At 41.7% G+C, this 17,007-nt stretch carries 13 protein-coding genes; 12 read left to right on the top strand and 1 reads right to left on the bottom strand.

The window, feature by feature from the left end; all coding sequences use genetic code 11:
* The first annotated feature begins 19 nt into the window (after positions 1-19).
* From DWZ76_RS06325 to pheT, 12 genes are all read left to right on the top strand, one after another.
* Positions 20-2,215, top strand: coding sequence for an AAA family ATPase (locus DWZ76_RS06325; protein ID WP_118472195.1), 2,196 nt, complete (start codon positions 20-22; stop codon positions 2,213-2,215).
* A 4-nt stretch (positions 2,216-2,219) separates the two neighbouring features.
* Positions 2,220-4,082 (top strand): UvrD-helicase domain-containing protein, encoded by a 1,863-nt coding sequence (locus tag DWZ76_RS06320; RefSeq protein WP_118472194.1) that lies wholly within the window; start codon positions 2,220-2,222, stop codon positions 4,080-4,082.
* A gap of 710 nt (positions 4,083-4,792) precedes the next feature.
* On the top strand, positions 4,793-5,119 hold the full coding sequence (tnpB, locus tag DWZ76_RS06315; protein WP_347474982.1) for an IS66 family insertion sequence element accessory protein TnpB: 327 nt from the start codon (positions 4,793-4,795) through the stop codon (positions 5,117-5,119).
* A gap of 295 nt (positions 5,120-5,414) precedes the next feature.
* Complete coding sequence (locus DWZ76_RS06310; RefSeq protein WP_118472193.1) at positions 5,415-5,771, top strand: hypothetical protein; 357 nt, start codon at positions 5,415-5,417, stop codon at positions 5,769-5,771.
* Positions 5,772-5,792: 21 nt separating this feature from the next.
* Complete coding sequence (locus tag DWZ76_RS06305) at positions 5,793-6,827, top strand: alcohol dehydrogenase (protein WP_118472192.1); 1,035 nt, start codon at positions 5,793-5,795, stop codon at positions 6,825-6,827.
* 25 nt (positions 6,828-6,852) lie between these two features.
* Positions 6,853-7,827 (top strand): Gfo/Idh/MocA family oxidoreductase, encoded by a 975-nt coding sequence (locus DWZ76_RS06300; RefSeq protein WP_118472191.1) that lies wholly within the window; start codon positions 6,853-6,855, stop codon positions 7,825-7,827.
* A gap of 3 nt (positions 7,828-7,830) precedes the next feature.
* Positions 7,831-8,094, top strand: coding sequence for an acylphosphatase (locus tag DWZ76_RS06295; protein ID WP_182426641.1), 264 nt, complete (start codon positions 7,831-7,833; stop codon positions 8,092-8,094).
* A gap of 25 nt (positions 8,095-8,119) precedes the next feature.
* Entirely contained in the window at positions 8,120-8,242 is a 123-nt protein-coding gene (locus tag DWZ76_RS15400; RefSeq protein WP_022360385.1) for a hypothetical protein, read from the top strand.
* A 167-nt stretch (positions 8,243-8,409) separates the two neighbouring features.
* The gene (gene yfcC, locus DWZ76_RS06290) at positions 8,410-9,930 is read left to right on the top strand and encodes a putative basic amino acid antiporter YfcC (RefSeq protein ID WP_118468203.1); all 1,521 of its coding nucleotides are present in this window, start codon (positions 8,410-8,412) and stop codon (positions 9,928-9,930) included.
* Positions 9,931-10,016: 86 nt separating this feature from the next.
* A complete protein-coding gene (iadA, locus tag DWZ76_RS06285) occupies positions 10,017-11,165 on the top strand; it encodes a beta-aspartyl-peptidase (protein WP_118472190.1) in 1,149 nt (382 codons plus the stop codon).
* A 1,143-nt stretch (positions 11,166-12,308) separates the two neighbouring features.
* Positions 12,309-13,352: a phenylalanine--tRNA ligase subunit alpha gene (pheS, locus tag DWZ76_RS06270; RefSeq protein ID WP_117796200.1), complete on the top strand. Its 1,044-nt coding sequence runs from the start codon at positions 12,309-12,311 to the stop codon at positions 13,350-13,352.
* Positions 13,353-13,372: 20 nt separating this feature from the next.
* Positions 13,373-15,793, top strand: a complete 2,421-nt coding sequence (gene pheT, locus DWZ76_RS06265) for a phenylalanine--tRNA ligase subunit beta (RefSeq protein WP_118472188.1) — start codon at positions 13,373-13,375, stop codon at positions 15,791-15,793.
* Between the two features lie 230 nt (positions 15,794-16,023).
* On the opposite strand, the gene DWZ76_RS06260 is transcribed toward pheT, so the two are convergent.
* Positions 16,024-16,965, bottom strand: coding sequence for an ion transporter (locus DWZ76_RS06260; protein ID WP_022359086.1), 942 nt, complete (start codon positions 16,963-16,965; stop codon positions 16,024-16,026).
* Positions 16,966-17,007: the final 42 nt, after the last annotated feature.

The raw sequence follows: 17,007 nt of genomic DNA, 5'->3' as shown, positions 1-17,007 counted from the left end.
AGTAATGCGGAGATGAGATATGAGAATACTGGCGATAACTATTCAAAATTTTCGAAAACTCTTACAATGTCATATAGAGTTTAGTGAAAAGACGACACTTTTTGTTGGGGCTAATAATAGCGGAAAAACGTCTGCTATGGATGCACTCGGAAAGTTTCTTGCAGATAGAAACTTTAACTTTAATGATATAACTATATCGAAGCGTTCAGCTATCAATAAAATTGGTGATAGTTGGATACAAGAAGATAGTAAAGAACCTACGACTCTTATGGAGTGGGAAAGTTTAGTTCCCAAAATGGATATATGGCTTGATGTAGAGCGTGATGAAATACATTATGTAGCAAATATCATTCCAACATTGAAATGGCGTGGAGGAAAGTTGGGTACTAGACTGGCATTTTTGCCAAAAGATATATCTAAATTATTTGCAGATTACAGAGAGGAATATTTTGCAGCACGTAGAGCTGAGACTGCTAAGAAAAATGTTGAGATAAGATTATATCCTAAAAATTTATGTGAGTTTTTAGAGAAAAATCTCAATGCATATTTTTCGATTAAAACATATATTTTAGATGCTGCAAGAGAAGAAACAGAGATACCTCAGGAAACACCTTTTGAAATGGAATGTTTTATTGATAATCCATTAAAGAGAATTATTAAAGTGGATATGATTGATGCACAACGTGGATTTGCAGATCCAGATAATACGGAAGGAACAACAAAATCTCAAAAACAGTTATCTGAGCAAATGCGAGATTATTATGAAAAACATCTTGATCCGGAGAAATCTCCGTCATCAGAAGATTTAGATATTTTACAGGCTGCTGAACAGGCACGACAAGTGTTTGATAAAAATCTTATTATTAAATTTGCACCAGCAATTCGTGAATTGGAGGAATTGGGATATCCAGGAATAGCCGATCCCAAACTTACAATCGCTACTAAAATGGTTATGGGTGAAACTTTAAAACATGATGCGGCGGTGCAGTACACACTTAGCAGGAGTGATACAACTTTAAAATTACCAGAAAAGTATAATGGATTAGGCTATCAAAATCTTATCTCTATGGTTTTTGATTTGATGAGGTTTCGAGATGATTGGATGCATGAAGGGAAGGCAAAACAGATAAAGAAAACTTCAGGTTTGGTGATTGAGCCGTTACATATCGTTTTAATTGAAGAACCAGAAGCACATTTACATGCTCAGGTGCAGCAAGTATTTATTCGTAAAGCATATAGTGTTTTGACGAATCATAGATTTATAAAGGAAAATAGTAACTTTGCTACGCAGCTAGTAATCAGTACTCATTCAAGTCACATAGCAAGGGAAAGCAATTTCGCTGATTTGCGTTATTTTAAAAGATTGGCAGAAAATTCAACAAATATAATTGCAACATCAAAAGTGATAAATTTATCTGATGTATTTGGCAAAAATGATGAAACAGATAAATTTGTAACACGCTATTTACAAACAACACATTGTGATTTGTTTTTTGCAGATGCTGTGATTTTGGTTGAGGGATCAGCAGAAAATATGTTAGTGCCACATTTTATACGGAATAAATATCCTAAATTATATCAAAGATATATATCAATTCTTAGTATAAACGGGAGACATTCTCATCGACTAAATCCGCTGATTGAAAAATTATGTATACCTACACTTGTTATTGCAGACATAGATTCAGCCGAAGCAACAGGACATCATAAAGCTATTTTTCCAGAACGTGGAAAAGGGGAGATTAGTAGTAATTATACGATTACTCAATGGCTTCTTAAAGAAAAAAATTTAGATAATCTTTTGTCATTACCTTTTGAAAAGAAAGAGCTATTACGAGAAACGCCTTATAAATATCCTATTCGAGTTGCATATCAAACACCAGTTATTATTGATTATGGAGGGGACGATAAAGAGGCGATTGCGAGTACATTTGAAGATTGCCTTGTTTACACAAATTATAAACTTTTTAAAGAATTATCAATAGATGATACAGGTAGTTTGATAAAGAGTGTATGTGATGAAATTAATTCAGCAGATTCTTTTGAAACTTTTCACAAGAAAGTATATGAAACATTGCGCAATGGAAAATCAGATCAAAAAGCTGAATTTGCATTAGATTTGATTTATGCGATTGACCCTAATGAACTTACAATTCCTACGTATATTGATGAAGGTTTAGCATGGTTACAAACATATTTAGATCCAGAGGAATAAAATAATGAAAAAAGAAATACCGTTAGAAAAAAGTTATGGGGATGATCATGTTGATGATCATGTGGATAAGGAGATAGAAGATTGCTTTTCTACAAAAAATCCAAAATGTTTTTTTGTATTTGCAGGAGCTGGTTCGGGGAAGACGAGAAGTCTCATAAACACATTGAATTTTTTAGATAGAGAACAAGGCGAAAATCTTTTAATGAACGGTAAACAGGTTGCAGTGATTACTTATACAAATGCGGCATGTGATGAAATATCTAGGAGGCTACAGTACAAAACAATTTTTTCTGTGTCTACAATACATAGCTTTTTATGGGATTTGATAAAATACTATCAAGCAGATATAAAGTCATGGCTTGTAGAATCTGTTCAAAAGGAGATTGAGGAACTTCAAAGAAAGAAGACTAAGAAAACTGGAAGCAAAGCAGGCGAAAAAAGAGAAGAGAAGATAAAAAAGAAGATGGATAGGCTTGCTAAAATTAGAACAGTACAAAAATTTTCGTACAATCCTAATGGAGACAATGTTGGATATGATTCGCTTAGTCATAGTGAAGTCATTAAAATGAGCACGGAGTTTATTGCAACAGAACCAACTATGCAGGATATTTTAACTTCAAAATATCCAATTTTATTAATTGATGAAAGTCAAGATACCAAAAAGGAATTGATTGATGCGTTGTTAATTGTGTGTGAAAAATACAGTGGGAAATTTATTGTTGGAATGTTTGGCGATACTATGCAAAAGATATATATGGATGGAAAAGAAGATCTTGCTAAATGTATTCCGGATAATTGGATAAAACCTGTTAAAATAATGAATCATCGAAGTGCAAAACGTATTGTCACTTTAGCTAATTCGATAAGAAGTACTGTAGATGACAAAAAACAACGAGCGAGAGACGATGCAGACGAGGGGATAGTACGATTATTTATTACTTCAGAATCGAAAGACAAGGAGTATATAGAAAAAAAAGTTGCAGAAATGATGGCACAAGATACTGGTGACGTTGGGTGGAATGATGATGATCAGTACAAAAGTTTGATTCTTGAGCACCATATGGCAGCAAGTAGATTTGGATTTTCTGAATTATATATGCCCTTAAATGATTCAAAAAAATTTGATACATCATTACGTGATGGTTCAATATTAGAATTATCGATTTTATCAAAGATTGTATCTCCTTTAGTGAAAGCTTATAAGATTGGAAATGATTTTGAAGTTGCCAAAATCGTTAGGAAAAATTCTCCTTTATTAAGTAAAGATGCTTTCGTAGAGGAATTTAAAGACCAAACAGAATTGCTGAAAAATGCTGAAGAAGCAGTGGAGACTTTGATGCAACTTTGGAATGATGAAAAAAATCTAACTTGTTTAGAAGTCCTGGAATCTATTCAAAATACAGGATTATTTGATGTTGGGAGTCGTATAGATGAATTATTAACAGAGTATTCTCAAGATGAAGATGAGAAGATAACAGCGCTGAGAACAGCGCTGTCTGTGCCATTTTACGAAGTAGAAAGATATGCATTATATGTTTCTGATAATACACGTTTCGCTACACATCAAGGTGTTAAGGGGTTAGAATTCCCTAGAGTTATGGTCATTCTGGATGACGCACAAGCTAAAGGTTTTTTATTCAGCTATGAGAAATTGTTTGGAGTGAAAGCACAGAGCGACACGGATATAAAAAATGAACGTGATGGTAAAGATACTGGTATTACACGAACAGCGCGTCTTTTTTATGTTGCGTGTACAAGAGCAGAAAATAGTTTAGCTGTTGTTGCTTATACAGAAAATGAAGAGCTGGTTAAAGCTACAGCATTATCGAATGGATGGTTCTTAGAAAATGAGATTTATATAATATAAAGTTTTGTAAGAAGTTGGAATAAAGGTTGTAAAATATTTTTGTGCCGGTTATAATGAAGTGGCAACAAATTGGCAACAGAAAATCAGCAAGCCCAAATAATATATGCAACTGAAATAAAATAACGGCAAAAAAGATACAAAACTTAAACAAATATATTTAATAATATCTTTGGACTTGCCGAGTTTGAATAAACAAAAATGTTTAGTAAATCCAGCGTTTATGCGGGTTTGCAGCACTTTTAAAAGTCTTTTGATAACAATTTGATAACGGTTGCATGAGAGCCATTATTCTTGTAATCCAGTGGTTTTAGGGTTAGAGAATGATTGACAGGTGGTTGTGCAACAAATAAATCCATATTTATCTAAAAAGCCCTTAGCTGTGGGTATAAAACTCATAGCTAAGGGCTTTTGTCGTGCTTATTTATCTGGTTTGAGTTTGTCTTGGAACATTTCGATCGTAAATAGTAAACCACACATCTCTAGAACTACACCTCCAAGTTTGAGATAATGTTGGAAAAGTTGTACAATACACTTTTCCCATTTTTCACACTAGGAGGTCAATTATGAACACCAAACTTGCCACAGCACAGATCCGTGTAAAAAACTGGGCTGCTATTATTCAGGAGCGCAACGAATCTGGTCTGTCTGTCAAAGATTATTGTGCACAGCATCAGCTTTCATGAGACTCTTATTATTACTGGCTCCGCAAAGTGAAAGAGGCCCTGCTTGTAGAAAGCGGCTTTGTTGAAGTAACGCAGCCAAAGCAGTTCCCTGTGCAGAGGTCTGTAACAGCTGATCCAAATGAAATGTTAACGCTCAAATTCTTCTGTGGTTCCAGTAACCGGAAGATCAAAGGGCTGGTCTGGGAGGAAGACGGCTTCCTGCTTATTTATAAGCGGCTGGAGGCGGGAACTTTTCAATGGCCCCGATCGGAAGCGGAAGCCCGGAACATCACTTCGGAGCAGTATCATCTGCTCATGAGCGGATACTCCATAGATCCATCTGTCCATAAGATCGATCCAAAACATCCAGTGTGACTTTTGTACAAAACAGAGAAGTTTTCTGTTTGATTCGAAAGCCTGTATGGGGATAAAAAGTTCTGTTTTTTATCCGCTTAACATGAATTGTGGACAGTCTTCTCTGCCACATGAAAAGTAAGCCGGATCCACCTGTTTTCAGGCAGCCTGGAAGGTATTCTCTACAGAAAGAACTGCTTTTGGAGCAGGAGTTTTCCACCGTCAAAATACCGAAAAGATATCGGTCTGATTTTTGTGTTTTTTCGCTTCTTCTGTTATACTGGATCCATAAAAGCGAAGGAGACTGATCGTCCGTATGGCACTTGCGTTATCAAAAGAACAGCTGGCAAAACTGAATAAAAAAGATATCCTGCAGCTCTTGCTTGAAAGCATGGAGCAGGAAAAAGAATTACGTAGCCAGCTGGCTGTTCTTACGGATGAGTTGAAACGGACAAACCAGCAGATGCAGGTGATCCTTGAAAAATGGAACCTTGCGCAGGCAACTCGCTTTGGACGTTTTTCTGAAAAAATGACATATGATACCGGAGCCTGCCAGCAGTTGGAACTAGCCATCATGTACGCGGAATGTTTCAATGAAGCAGAAGCATGTTTTTTACGGCAAATCTTGCTAATAACCCCAAGTTTCGCCTATAATAGGATTCAGTATGAATAATAGAAAGAAGGGGGTTAAGCAATGCAGGCATATACATATATTTCTAAGGGAAAGTTTGAATTAGTGGAAAAACCAAAACCGGTGCTTATGCACGAACGGGATGCGATTGTAAAGGTAACACTGGCCAGCATCTGTTCCAGTGATCTGCATATCAAACACGGAAGTGTGCCGCGGGCGGTCCCTGGAATTACAGTCGGCCATGAGATGGTAGGAATTGTGAAAGAAGTTGGGGCAGCGGTGACCCATGTGAAGCCGGGGGACAGGGTCACTGTAAACGTAGAGACCTTCTGCGGTGAATGCTTTTTCTGTAAAAATGGATATGTAAATAACTGTACGGAGGAGAATGGCGGCTGGGCCCTGGGATGCCGTATCGATGGCGGACAGGCCGAATATGTGCGGGTTCCATTTGCAGATCAGGGATTAAATAAGATTCCGGATGGAGTGACAGACCGGCAGGCACTGTTTGTGGGAGATGTGCTGGCGACCGGTTATTGGGCGTCGAGAATCTCTGAGATCACGGAGAAAGATACAGTTCTGATCATCGGTGCCGGTCCGACGGGTATTTGTACCCTTCTATGCGTAATGTTAAAGAAACCGAAACGAATCATTGTCTGCGAGAAAGATGAAAACCGTATCCGCTTTATAAAGGAGCATTATCCGGATGTATACACCGTTTCACCGGAGGAATGTCTGGAATATGTTCAGAAAAACAGTGATCATGGCGGAGCCGATGTAGTCCTTGAGGTGGCAGGAGCTCCCTCTACTTTCCGGTTAGCCTGGGAATGTGCAAGGCCTAATGCAATCGTCACAGTGGTAGCGCTTTATGACGAAGCCCAGACGCTGCCGCTTCCGGATATGTATGGCAAGAATCTTACCTTTAAAACCGGCGGTGTAGATGGATGCGACTGTGAGGAGACGCTTCGCCTCATTGCAGAGGGCAAGATCGATACGGAACCGCTTATTACCCATACCTATCCGCTTAGCCGGATCGAAGATGCATACGAGCTTTTTGAGAACAAGAAAGATGGAGTGATTAAGGTAGCGGTGGAGTGCTAGTTGGATAAAGAAAGGTAAGAGATACATGCAGAACATCAGATGGGCAGTTCTTGGAACCGGAGTGATTGCAAATGAAATGGCCGTGGCCTTAAAGAAAAACGGGCGAAACATCGATGCGGTGGGTAACAGAACCCATGAGAAAGCGGTTGAATTTGCAGAAAAATATGGGATAAAAAAGGTATATGATAATTATAATGACATGTTTACAGACCCGGATATTGATGTAATCTATATCACAACTCCCCATAATACCCATATTAATTTTATGCGCAGGGCAATTGAGAATGGAAAGCACATTCTGGTCGAAAAATCTATCACCTTAAACAGCCGGGAACTGGATGAGGCAATTGCTCTGGCGGATAAAAAGGGTGTTGTCATAGGTGAGGCCATGACGATTTATCATATGCCGATTTATAAAAAACTTAAAGAGATTCTTGAGTCAGGGAAACTTGGAAAGGTGAATCTGATTACTATGAATTTTGGAAGCTTCAAAGAATATGATATGAACAACCGCTTTTTTAATAAAAACCTGGCAGGAGGTGCCATGCTGGATATCGGGGTGTACGCGCTTTCCTTTATCCGTTGGTTTATGGATTCCAAGCCGGATCAGCTTTTATCCCAGGTAAAACCGGCACCTACAGGAGTGGATGAACAGGCAGGATTGCTGCTGATGAATCAGGAAGGCCAGATGGCATCTGTCATGTTGTCGCTGCATTCCAAGCAGCCGAAAAGAGGCATGGTATCCTGTGAAAAGGGATATATAGAAATCATGGAATATCCGAGAGCCTGGGAAGCGAGAATCACCTATACAGATTCCGGAGAAACGGAAGTGATTCAGACCGGTGAGCATGCAGATGCGCTGGCCTATGAGCTGGCGGATATGGAGAAAGCCATCCGTGGGGATGCAGAATGCATGCATTTGGATTATACAAAAGATGTGATGGGTATGATGACGGAATTCAGAAAAGAATGGGGATTTCAGTATCCGGAGGAGATGTAAATTATGGTACGAAAACACATCTTTTTTTCAGGTGATGTCCAGGGCGTCGGCTTCCGCTACCGCTCCTTTTATATCGCCCAGTCCCTTGGCCTGGCCGGCTGGGTGGAGAACCTGTGGGACGGAAGAGTGGAGATGGAAGTGCAGGGAAGCGAAGCTTCCATTCGGGAAATGTTAGATCGGATTCAGCAACAGAGATGGATCAACGTGGCGGATATGGAGATCACAGAGATTCCCTGTGAAGAAGAAAGAGGATTTAAGATAAGATAGAGATAAAAATGAGGGGGATGTTACTATGTTTATCAATTTTTCCAATCATCCAAGCAGACTTTGGGCAGAGGAAGAGAGAAATGCGGCTCTTCAGTATGGAACGATTGAGGATCTGGCCTTTCCGCAGGTTCCGGAAGGCGCAGTCTAATCACTGGCTAAGCCAGTGGTCATGATTTGCATTACCAGAGCCAATTCCATTTTTGGGTGTATAAAAATACAGGAAAATGACAAAAAACATGTAAATTTTTAGTTGGCTTTTTAGCATTCTATGGTACACTAATATGGTATATCAAAAAATGGGAGGAAGACTCAAAAATGAGCAAAAAAGAAGAAAAAGGGCTAAAGTCCTTTAACAAGGGATTCCAAGTGCCAGATACCTACATTATCATCTTTTTAGTAGTCGTTATCGCAGCACTTCTGACATTTCTTGTACCAAAGGGATTTTACGAAACACAGGATATTTCATATATGATCAATGGTGTTGAAAAAACCCGTACAGTAATCAAGGACGGAAGTTTCCAGTATCTGACAGATGATGCAGGAAATGTAGTAACAGAAGGAGTAGCACTCTTTAGCGGAGATGGTGGAACAGGATTCTTCAACTATATGTATAACGGAATCGTAAATAGTTCTGCAATCGAGATTATCGCATTCCTTATGGTAGTAGGTGGTGCATTTGGTATCATGATCCGTACAGGTGCGATTGAATCTGGATTGATCGGATTGATCCGTAAGGCCAAGGGAGCAGAAAAACTACTGATTCCGATACTTTTCGTACTGTTTTCTCTTGGTGGAGCAGTTTTCGGAATGGGAGAAGAAGCGCTTCCGTTTACTATGATTCTTTGTCCGTTGTTTGTAGCAGTTGGATATGATTCAGTTATCGCAGTTCTTGTTACTTATGTTGCCACACAGATTGGTTTCGGTTCATCTTGGATGAATCCGTTCTCTGTAGGCATTGCACAGGGTATTGCAGGTATTGACGTATTCTCCGGTGCAGGATTCCGTATGGTAATGTGGGTCGTATTTACAGCACTCGGCTGTGGAATGACTATGTTCTATGCATCAAAGATTAAAAAGAATCCGACAATCTCAATCGCATATAAGACGGATTCATATTTCCGTGAGCAGAATGAAACAACAGGAATTGACGAAGGACATTCATTTGGTCTTGGACACATTTTAGTCCTTCTGACACTGGCTGTTACAGTAGTATGGGTAGTTTGGGGAGTTATGACTCAGGGATACTACATGCCGGAGATTGCAACACAGTTCTTTATTATGGGAATTGTTTCCGGTGTGTTTGGAGTTATCTTTAAACTGAATGATATGAAACTGAATGATATTGCAACATCTTTCAAAGATGGAGCAAAAGACCTGATCGGTGCTGCCCTTGTCGTTGCTATGGCACAGGGAATCATGCAGGTTCTTGGTGGTTCTGATCCGACAACACCTACAGTTATTAATACAATTATGTATAATATTTCAAATGCATTGTCTGGAGTTTCCGGAGCAGTTGCAGCCGTACTTATGTATCTGTTCCAGTCCGTATTTAACTTCTTCGTTGTATCCGGAACAGGACAGGCTGCCATCACAATGCCGATCATGGCTCCGCTGTCAGACCTGTTAGGTGTTTCGCGTCAGACAGCTGTAGTTGCATTCCAGCTTGGTGATGCATTTACAAACCTGATTGTTCCTACATCCGGATGCTTGATTGGATCTCTTGCAATTGCAAAGATTGAGTGGTCTAATTGGATTAAATTCATGTGGAAATTCCTTGGTGTCTTAATGATTGGTGCAATCATTACAGTTCTTGTTGCAGTTGGAATTGGATTCTAAAATATGTATTTTATCTCAGTCGAGAAGACTCCCACCTCTTTTGGTGGCGAGTAATAGCAAATTTGTCTCAGTGGGAGTGATTTGTGATGAAATTAATTCAGAATATTGATGTTTATGCTCCACAGCATCTGGGGAAAAAAGATGTACTTATAATCAATGATAAGATTGTTAAGATTAAAGATGCGGGTTCTATATCCGCAGACGGATTTCTTTCTGAGACAGAAAGGATCAATGGAGAGGGGCTACTTTTAACTCCGGGATTCATTGATAGTCATGTTCATGTACTCGGAGGTGGTGGCGAAGGCGGATTCGCCAATCGTACTCCGGAAGCAACCATGGAAGGACTTACGAAGTTTGGAGTGACAACCGTTGTTGGCTGCCTTGGAACAGATGGAATCGGTCGTGATATGTGTGCACTGGTTGCAAAGACAAAAGGATTGAATGAGCAGGGAATGTCTGCATACTGTTATACCGGAAGTTATCAGATTCCGGTCCGCACGTTGACTGACAGTATTGTGAAAGATATTATGATGATTCAGGAAATCATTGGAACGGGAGAAATCGCGATCTCGGATCATCGTTCTTCACAGCCGACTTTCGAGGAATTTGCACGTGTCATTGCGGATACAAGGCTTGGTGGTGTTCTTTCCGGGAAAGCTGGCATTGTAAATGTTCATCTGGGCGATAGTCCGAGATGCTTAGATCTGATTGAACGAGTAGTCGATGAGACAGAGATACCGGCAACTCAAATACTGCCAACACATATCAATCGAAATGAGATGCTTTTTGGCAAGTCGATTGAGTATGCACTGAAAGGCGGAGCAGTAGACTTTACTGGAAATGAAGATATTGACTATTGGGAAACTATCTGTGATGAGGTACGTGTATGTAATGGTATCAAACGGATGTTAGATTCAGGAGTAAATCCTGACCGCATAACAATTTCTTCTGACGGGCAGGGAAGCCTTCCGATGTACAGTAGTGATGGCAAATTCCTTGGAATGGGCGTTGGACAGTCCAGCTGCCTTCTGAAGGAAGTAAAGGAATGTGTATTTAAAACAGAAATTCCTTTAGAAATAGCAATTTCTACAATTACATCGAATCCAGCAGATATTCTTTGTCTTAAGGGAAAAGGTAAGGTTGAAGAAGGCTATGATGCGGATCTTTGTATTCTCGACCAGGAACTTCAGCTTGTTGAAGTGATTGCAAAAGGGAATACAGTTTATAAAAAATAAAGGATATCAGATGTGAGAAGCATCAGTCACTTAGTTGGCTGGTGCTTTTTTGCGTGCTTATACAGTTGATAAAATGATAACCTTGCATAAAAAGAGATGCTGTCTGCTGGTAGAATTAAAAAGAAAAAAAGTTGTTGACATACACCACAAATATAATAACAATTCTAAATGTTTGAATTATAATTATTCTATATGATAGAAGAAGGAGATAAATGATAAATGGATGATTCCTTTCACTACTTGGGAGAGTTATTCTTTTATCTATTTAAGCGACCAGCTTAAGGCAAAGTTGACGGTATATCGGACGTTTTGTCCGAAACCATAGCCTGATCCCTTCTTTTACATACGACAGTATGCCTGAGATACCTTTAGCCAGCCGATAATAGCTGAAATGGATTTTTTCTTTTATAGGGTCTGCTTTCTGTATGATTGCAACCTTCAGGGCATGCGTTTCTGATTTCATGGACATATGTGCCAGAAATGCCATGCACAGGGTAATATAAAAATTTAGGGCATTGATTGCAGTGAGCTTCCTTACACGGAAGTTTTCAAACTGAAACATCTGCTTTTTTAGAGGTTTCTGGGCTTTGTGCTTGCAAAATGCTTGCAGTAAGTAAAATTTCTTATAATTTGAAAATACCAAGATGAAAATATCAAGGAAAGAAATCCCTTGACATTTCCCACCAACATGCCTAAAATAATAAACAGATTGCATACATGAAATCAATCAAACCAAACAAACCAAAAGCTATGATCGTGTTTTATAAGATACTGTTTCCGGTCAGAGAGAAGAGGTCAGCGGCTGTGAGCCTTTTTCCGTTCAGACAGATATCCGAATTTCCCACGGGAGCTGCATTGCTGAAATTTAGAGTAGGCATTGCCGTCTGGTGTACGTTACATACCGGAAAGTGTCTGTGGCAGACGAAAAAATGAGCTGCCGACAGGAAGCTGGGTGGTACCGCGGTATAGATATGATCGTCCCTTTGCACGTTTTGTGCGAAGGGATTTTTTTATGTCATGTCGCAAGCGACCGCGCGAGACGCCCGAATGTGCCAGAGAACATCCTTTATGCACAAATTCGTGTCCACAAGTTAAAGCAATATCAAGATAAAAAGCAACAAAAGTAATAGAAGGAGAGAAATCATGCAGGATTTAAAAGAGCTGAATGAAGTGATCACTGCGATCAAAGAGGAAATCCGCCAGGGTGCGGATGCTCTGACGACTTCCAAGAGTGTCTATGAGTTTAAGAAGACCTTTCTGGATAATAAGCAGGGCAGAATTGGTCTGCTGATGAAAGAAATGCGTAATGTTGCCAATGATCAGAAAGCGGAATTTGGTAAGACAATCAACGGCGCCAAGGAGTGGGCAAACAATTTCTTTGACGAGCTGGATCAGAAATTAAAGGAGAAAGAGCAGCAGCAGCGCTATGAATCAGAGAAGATTGATATTACGATGCCGCCGGTTAAAATCCGTTACGGCAAGCTGCATCCAGTTACGACGGTCCGCAATCAGCTGACGGATATCTTCACCTCTATGGGATTTGAGGTATATGAGGGAACCGAGATAGAGACCGATTATTATAACTTTACGGCTTTAAATACACCGCAGGATCATCCGGCACGCGATATGCAGGATACATTCTACCTGTCTCCGGAGTTCTTGCTTCGTACCCAGACATCGGCTGGACAGGTTCATGTCATGGAAGCGAAAAAACCGCCGATCAAGGTTGTTTCCCCGGGTAAGGTATTCCGTTCTGATGATGATGCGACCCATTCTCCGATGTTCAGCCAGATGGAAGGCCTGGTTGTTGATGAGGGCATCACCCTGTGTGATTTAAAGGGTATGCTGGATATGTTTGTTCAGAGAATTTTCGGTGAGCAGACAAAAACGAGACTTCGTCCGTCCTATTTCCCGTTCACGGAGCCGTCTGTCGAGGTCGATGTAAGCTGCTTCCAGTGCGGCGGAAAGGGCTGCCGTCTGTGCAAGGAAACTGGCTGGATCGAGGTTCTCGGCGCTGGTGTGGTAAATAAGAAGGTACTGGAAAACTGTGGCATTGATTCCAATAAATACAGTGGATTCGCATTCGGATTGGGTCTGGAGCGTATCGCAATGCTGAAATACGGCATCAACAACATCAAGATGCTTTTTGAGTCTGATCTGCGTGTGCTGGATCAGATCGATGACTGATCAGGACAGGAGGATTAGAAATGCTTGTACCGTTAAGCTGGTTAAAAGATTATGTAGATATTAATATTTCCGCAGATGAGCTGGAGAAGAAGCTTTTTGACTGTGGATTTGAGGTAGAAGAAAAATGGCAGGTTGGCAAGGATATCAGCGGCATCGTCGTTGGTTATGTTGACTCCTGTGAGCCGATTCCGGAAACACATCTTCATGTGTGCCAGGTCAATGTAGGTGGTCCGGAACTCTTACAGATCTGCTGTGGCGCTGACAATGTAAAAGCTGGTGGAAAATTCCCAGTTGCCATGATTGGCGCGAAAGTATATGCAACTGCAAAAGATCATGTGACGATCGAGGGCGTGGCTACCATTAAAAAGGGTAAATTGAGAGGTTATGAGTCCCAGGGTATGCTGTGTTCTGGTACCGAGCTTGGCTTAAACGAGGATCTGTATCCGGGTGCTGGTTACAACGGATTGCTGGTTCTGCCGGAGGATGCGGAAATTGGTTCGGATGTCAAAGAGCTGACCGGCTTAAATGACTGGATCTTCGATGTTTCTATCACGGCAAACCGTCCGGATTGCCAGAGTATTTTCGGTCTGGCAAGAGAGGTTGCTGCCGCACTGGGCGAGCCGCTCAAGACGCCGGCACTGGATTACACTGAGACAAAAGTTGAGAAAGAAGGCTTCAACGTAACGGTAGAGGCACAGGATCTTTGCCCGCGTTACATTGCACACTATGTATATGACGTAAAACTGGGTCAGTCCCCGGCATGGATGAGACGACGTCTGGCTTTGGTAGGGAATAATTCCATTTCCAATATTGTTGATATTACAAACTATATCATGCGTGAGTTAGGTCAGCCGCTTCATGCGTTTGACTGCGATTATCTGGAGGGCAATGCGATCAACGTAAGACGCGCGGCCGAGGGCGAGAAGATCGTGACGCTGGATGAGAAAGAATTTACCTTAAATCCGAACAATCTGGTTATCTGCGACGGCAAAAAGCCGGTAGCACTTGCCGGAATCATGGGTGGTTTAAATTCTGAGATCCGTGATACCACGACGGAAGTGATGTTTGAGGCAGCTAAATTTGCCCGTGACAACATCCGCAGAAGCTCCCGTGCATTAGGACAGGGATCCGACGCGAGCCAGCGATATTCTAAGGGGGTCGATGAGTACACAACTGAGATGGCGATGAAACGTGTCCTGCACCTGGTTGAGGAGCTGGGAGTTGGTAAGATTTCCAAGACCCATAAAAATGTAAATACCGGAAACTCCTTAGAGCCGACTACCTTCAAGACAAGTGTTAAGAAGGTAAACGCTGTTCTGGGTATTACCGTTCCGAACGAGGATATTTTACGCATCCTGACTGGCTTAAACTTCCAGCCGGAGATCAACGGCGACGAACTGACCATGCATTTCCCGGCATACCGCGAGGATATGGAAGATTATCCGGATGTTGCCGAGGAAGTGATCCGTATGTACGGCTACGATCACATCACATCGACCTTCCTGCCGAGTGCTAAGGTGACGATCGGTGGAAGCAACCTGCGTCAGAGAACAATTCTGAAAGTAAAGAGAACGCTGTGCAGTGTTGGCGCATTTGAGGGAATCCACTATTCCTTCTTCTCCCCGTCGGATCTGGATGAAATGGGATTTGCAGAGGACGCGCCAGAGCGCAGGGCGATCCGCATCATGAATCCGATCAACGAGGATCTGTCCCTGATGAGAACAACACTGGCACCGCAGATGATTCATGCGATGGGACGCAACCAGAAGAGAGGCATCTTCGAGGGACGTATCTTCGAGATTGGAAATGCATTTATTCCGAAGTCCCTGCCTCTGACGGAATATCCGGAAGAGCGAGAGACGCTGTGCATCGGTGCATTTGGTAAGGAAGAGTCCTTCTTTACCTTAAAGGGAATGGCAGAGGCAGTTGCCGATGTTTTAAATATTACTTTTAACTATGAAAAAGCAGAGAAACCGTTCCTGCATCCGTATCAGACCGCAGCGATCTTCTGCGAGGGCGAGGAGATTGGTTACCTCGGTAAGGTAAAATATGAGATCATGAAGGAAGAGGCAATGCGCGAAGATGCGTATGTGTTGGAGATCAGCATGAAAGCGCTGGAGAAATGGTATGGAAAAGCCAAAGTATTTGAGCCGCTTCCAAAATTCCCGGAGGAAAAACGTGATCTGGCGCTGGTTATGGACAAAGACATCACCTGCGGACAGGTTGAGGGCTGTATCCGCGAGGCTTGTGCTTACGTCAAGGATGTTAGCCTGTTCGACGTATACGAGGGCAGACAGATCGCAGCCGATAAGAAATCGATGGCATTTACCGTTCTCTTCACTCCGAAGGAAGAGGCGTTCAAGGCAGATACCGTTGACGGATATGTCAAGAAAGTGCTGAAACAGCTGAATAAGATGTATGGAATTGAGCTGAGAAGCTGATTTTGAAGAAAAGAAAAGGCTGCTGTCCAGAGAGAGAAACTTTGGACGGCAGTCTTTTTGTGTAATAGGAAATTCCTTGGAATTCCCTATTACACAAAAAGGCACTAACGTGCCAATGATGCGCACTCGCGCGAAGCAGAAACATGTCGCAAGCGACCGCGCTCGGCGCGAGAATGTGCCAAGGCACATTCTTTTTCACGTTCATAAAAAATGTTTGATGATAAGTTTGATTACGCTTCATTTTCTATTCGTATAATCACAATATCATTTAATTTCAAAACCATATTTTTCTGCGGAAGCACCGACAGATCATCGCGCAGCACCAGAAATATCTTGATATTCTGCTCTTCTTCCATCTCTTCAATGGTTTTTCCGGCATATCGTTTATCGACGAAAACCTCGGCAATTTCCTGAATATCCGCGTCCTTCATGCTGGACAGGCTGCTCTTGCGCTGGTACTGTTCGACGAAACCGGCGCTGATGATACCGGTTGGGATCGCGACGGCACCGACTCCGAGGTAGGCGATGCAGATCGCCATCACGCGCCCAAGCGTTGTGACCGGGTAAATATCGCCGTAACCGACGGTCAGCAGCGTGGACATACTCCACCAGATGCCGCTGAATGCATTGCGGAAAATGTCCGGCTGAGCGTTGTGCTCGACACTATACATGCACATGCTGCTCGCCAGCATCAGCACCATGACGATGAACACAGAGGAAATGATCTGGTTCCGTTTTTCATAGAGTACGGTGGTAATGATGTTGAACGAGTCGTATTTCGCATTGAGCCGGAACAGATGGAAAATCCGCGCCACGCGCAGCATACGGAAAATGATGAAGCCCGACAGAAAAAAGACCGGGATGATCGTCAGTAGATCCACCACTCCATCAAAGGAAATGAGAAAGCAGAACCGGGCGCGTCCCGGCGTTTTTTCTGGATAGAGATAGTCGGCAGTCCAGATGCGCAGCGCGTATTCAATACAGAAAATCAGGACACTGGCATGTTCCAGCATGGTAAACAGACCACCGAAGGATGTTAATTGATCGAATGTTTCCAGAAACGTGACAATGATATTGCAGATGATCGTGAAGGTGATGAAAATATCGAATGCACGGCTGATACGGTTGCTCTTGTCGCCGATCTGGATGATGTTAAATATTTTTTCTTTCATAGTGGATATTTTTATAATAATTTTTGGGTGAATGTGTTTCCC

It is taken from the genome of Clostridium sp. AF35-15, from assembly GCF_003477745.1.
GTDB classification, from domain to species: Bacteria; Bacillota; Clostridia; order Lachnospirales; family Lachnospiraceae; genus Otoolea; species Otoolea fessa.
This window is presented reverse-complemented; position numbering and strand designations above follow the sequence as displayed.

What these genes read in the sequence shown, in the direction of transcription:
- DWZ76_RS06325 (WP_118472195.1), top strand. Translation starts at nt 20, where the DNA reads ATGAGAATACTGGCGATAACTATTCAAAATTTTCGAAAACTCTTACAA.
- DWZ76_RS06320 (WP_118472194.1), top strand. Translation starts at nt 2,220, where the DNA reads ATGAAAAAAGAAATACCGTTAGAAAAAAGTTATGGGGATGATCATGTT.
- DWZ76_RS06310 (WP_118472193.1), top strand. Translation starts at nt 5,415, where the DNA reads ATGGCACTTGCGTTATCAAAAGAACAGCTGGCAAAACTGAATAAAAAA.
- DWZ76_RS06305 (WP_118472192.1), top strand. Translation starts at nt 5,793, where the DNA reads ATGCAGGCATATACATATATTTCTAAGGGAAAGTTTGAATTAGTGGAA.
- DWZ76_RS06300 (WP_118472191.1), top strand. Translation starts at nt 6,853, where the DNA reads ATGCAGAACATCAGATGGGCAGTTCTTGGAACCGGAGTGATTGCAAAT.
- DWZ76_RS06295 (WP_182426641.1), top strand. Translation starts at nt 7,831, where the DNA reads ATGGTACGAAAACACATCTTTTTTTCAGGTGATGTCCAGGGCGTCGGC.
- DWZ76_RS15400 (WP_022360385.1), top strand. Translation starts at nt 8,120, where the DNA reads ATGTTTATCAATTTTTCCAATCATCCAAGCAGACTTTGGGCAGAGGAA.
- yfcC (WP_118468203.1), top strand. Translation starts at nt 8,410, where the DNA reads ATGAGCAAAAAAGAAGAAAAAGGGCTAAAGTCCTTTAACAAGGGATTC.
- iadA (WP_118472190.1), top strand. Translation starts at nt 10,017, where the DNA reads ATGAAATTAATTCAGAATATTGATGTTTATGCTCCACAGCATCTGGGG.
- pheS (WP_117796200.1), top strand. Translation starts at nt 12,309, where the DNA reads ATGCAGGATTTAAAAGAGCTGAATGAAGTGATCACTGCGATCAAAGAG.
- pheT (WP_118472188.1), top strand. Translation starts at nt 13,373, where the DNA reads ATGCTTGTACCGTTAAGCTGGTTAAAAGATTATGTAGATATTAATATT.
- DWZ76_RS06260 (WP_022359086.1), bottom strand. Translation starts at nt 16,965, where the DNA reads ATGAAAGAAAAAATATTTAACATCATCCAGATCGGCGACAAGAGCAAC.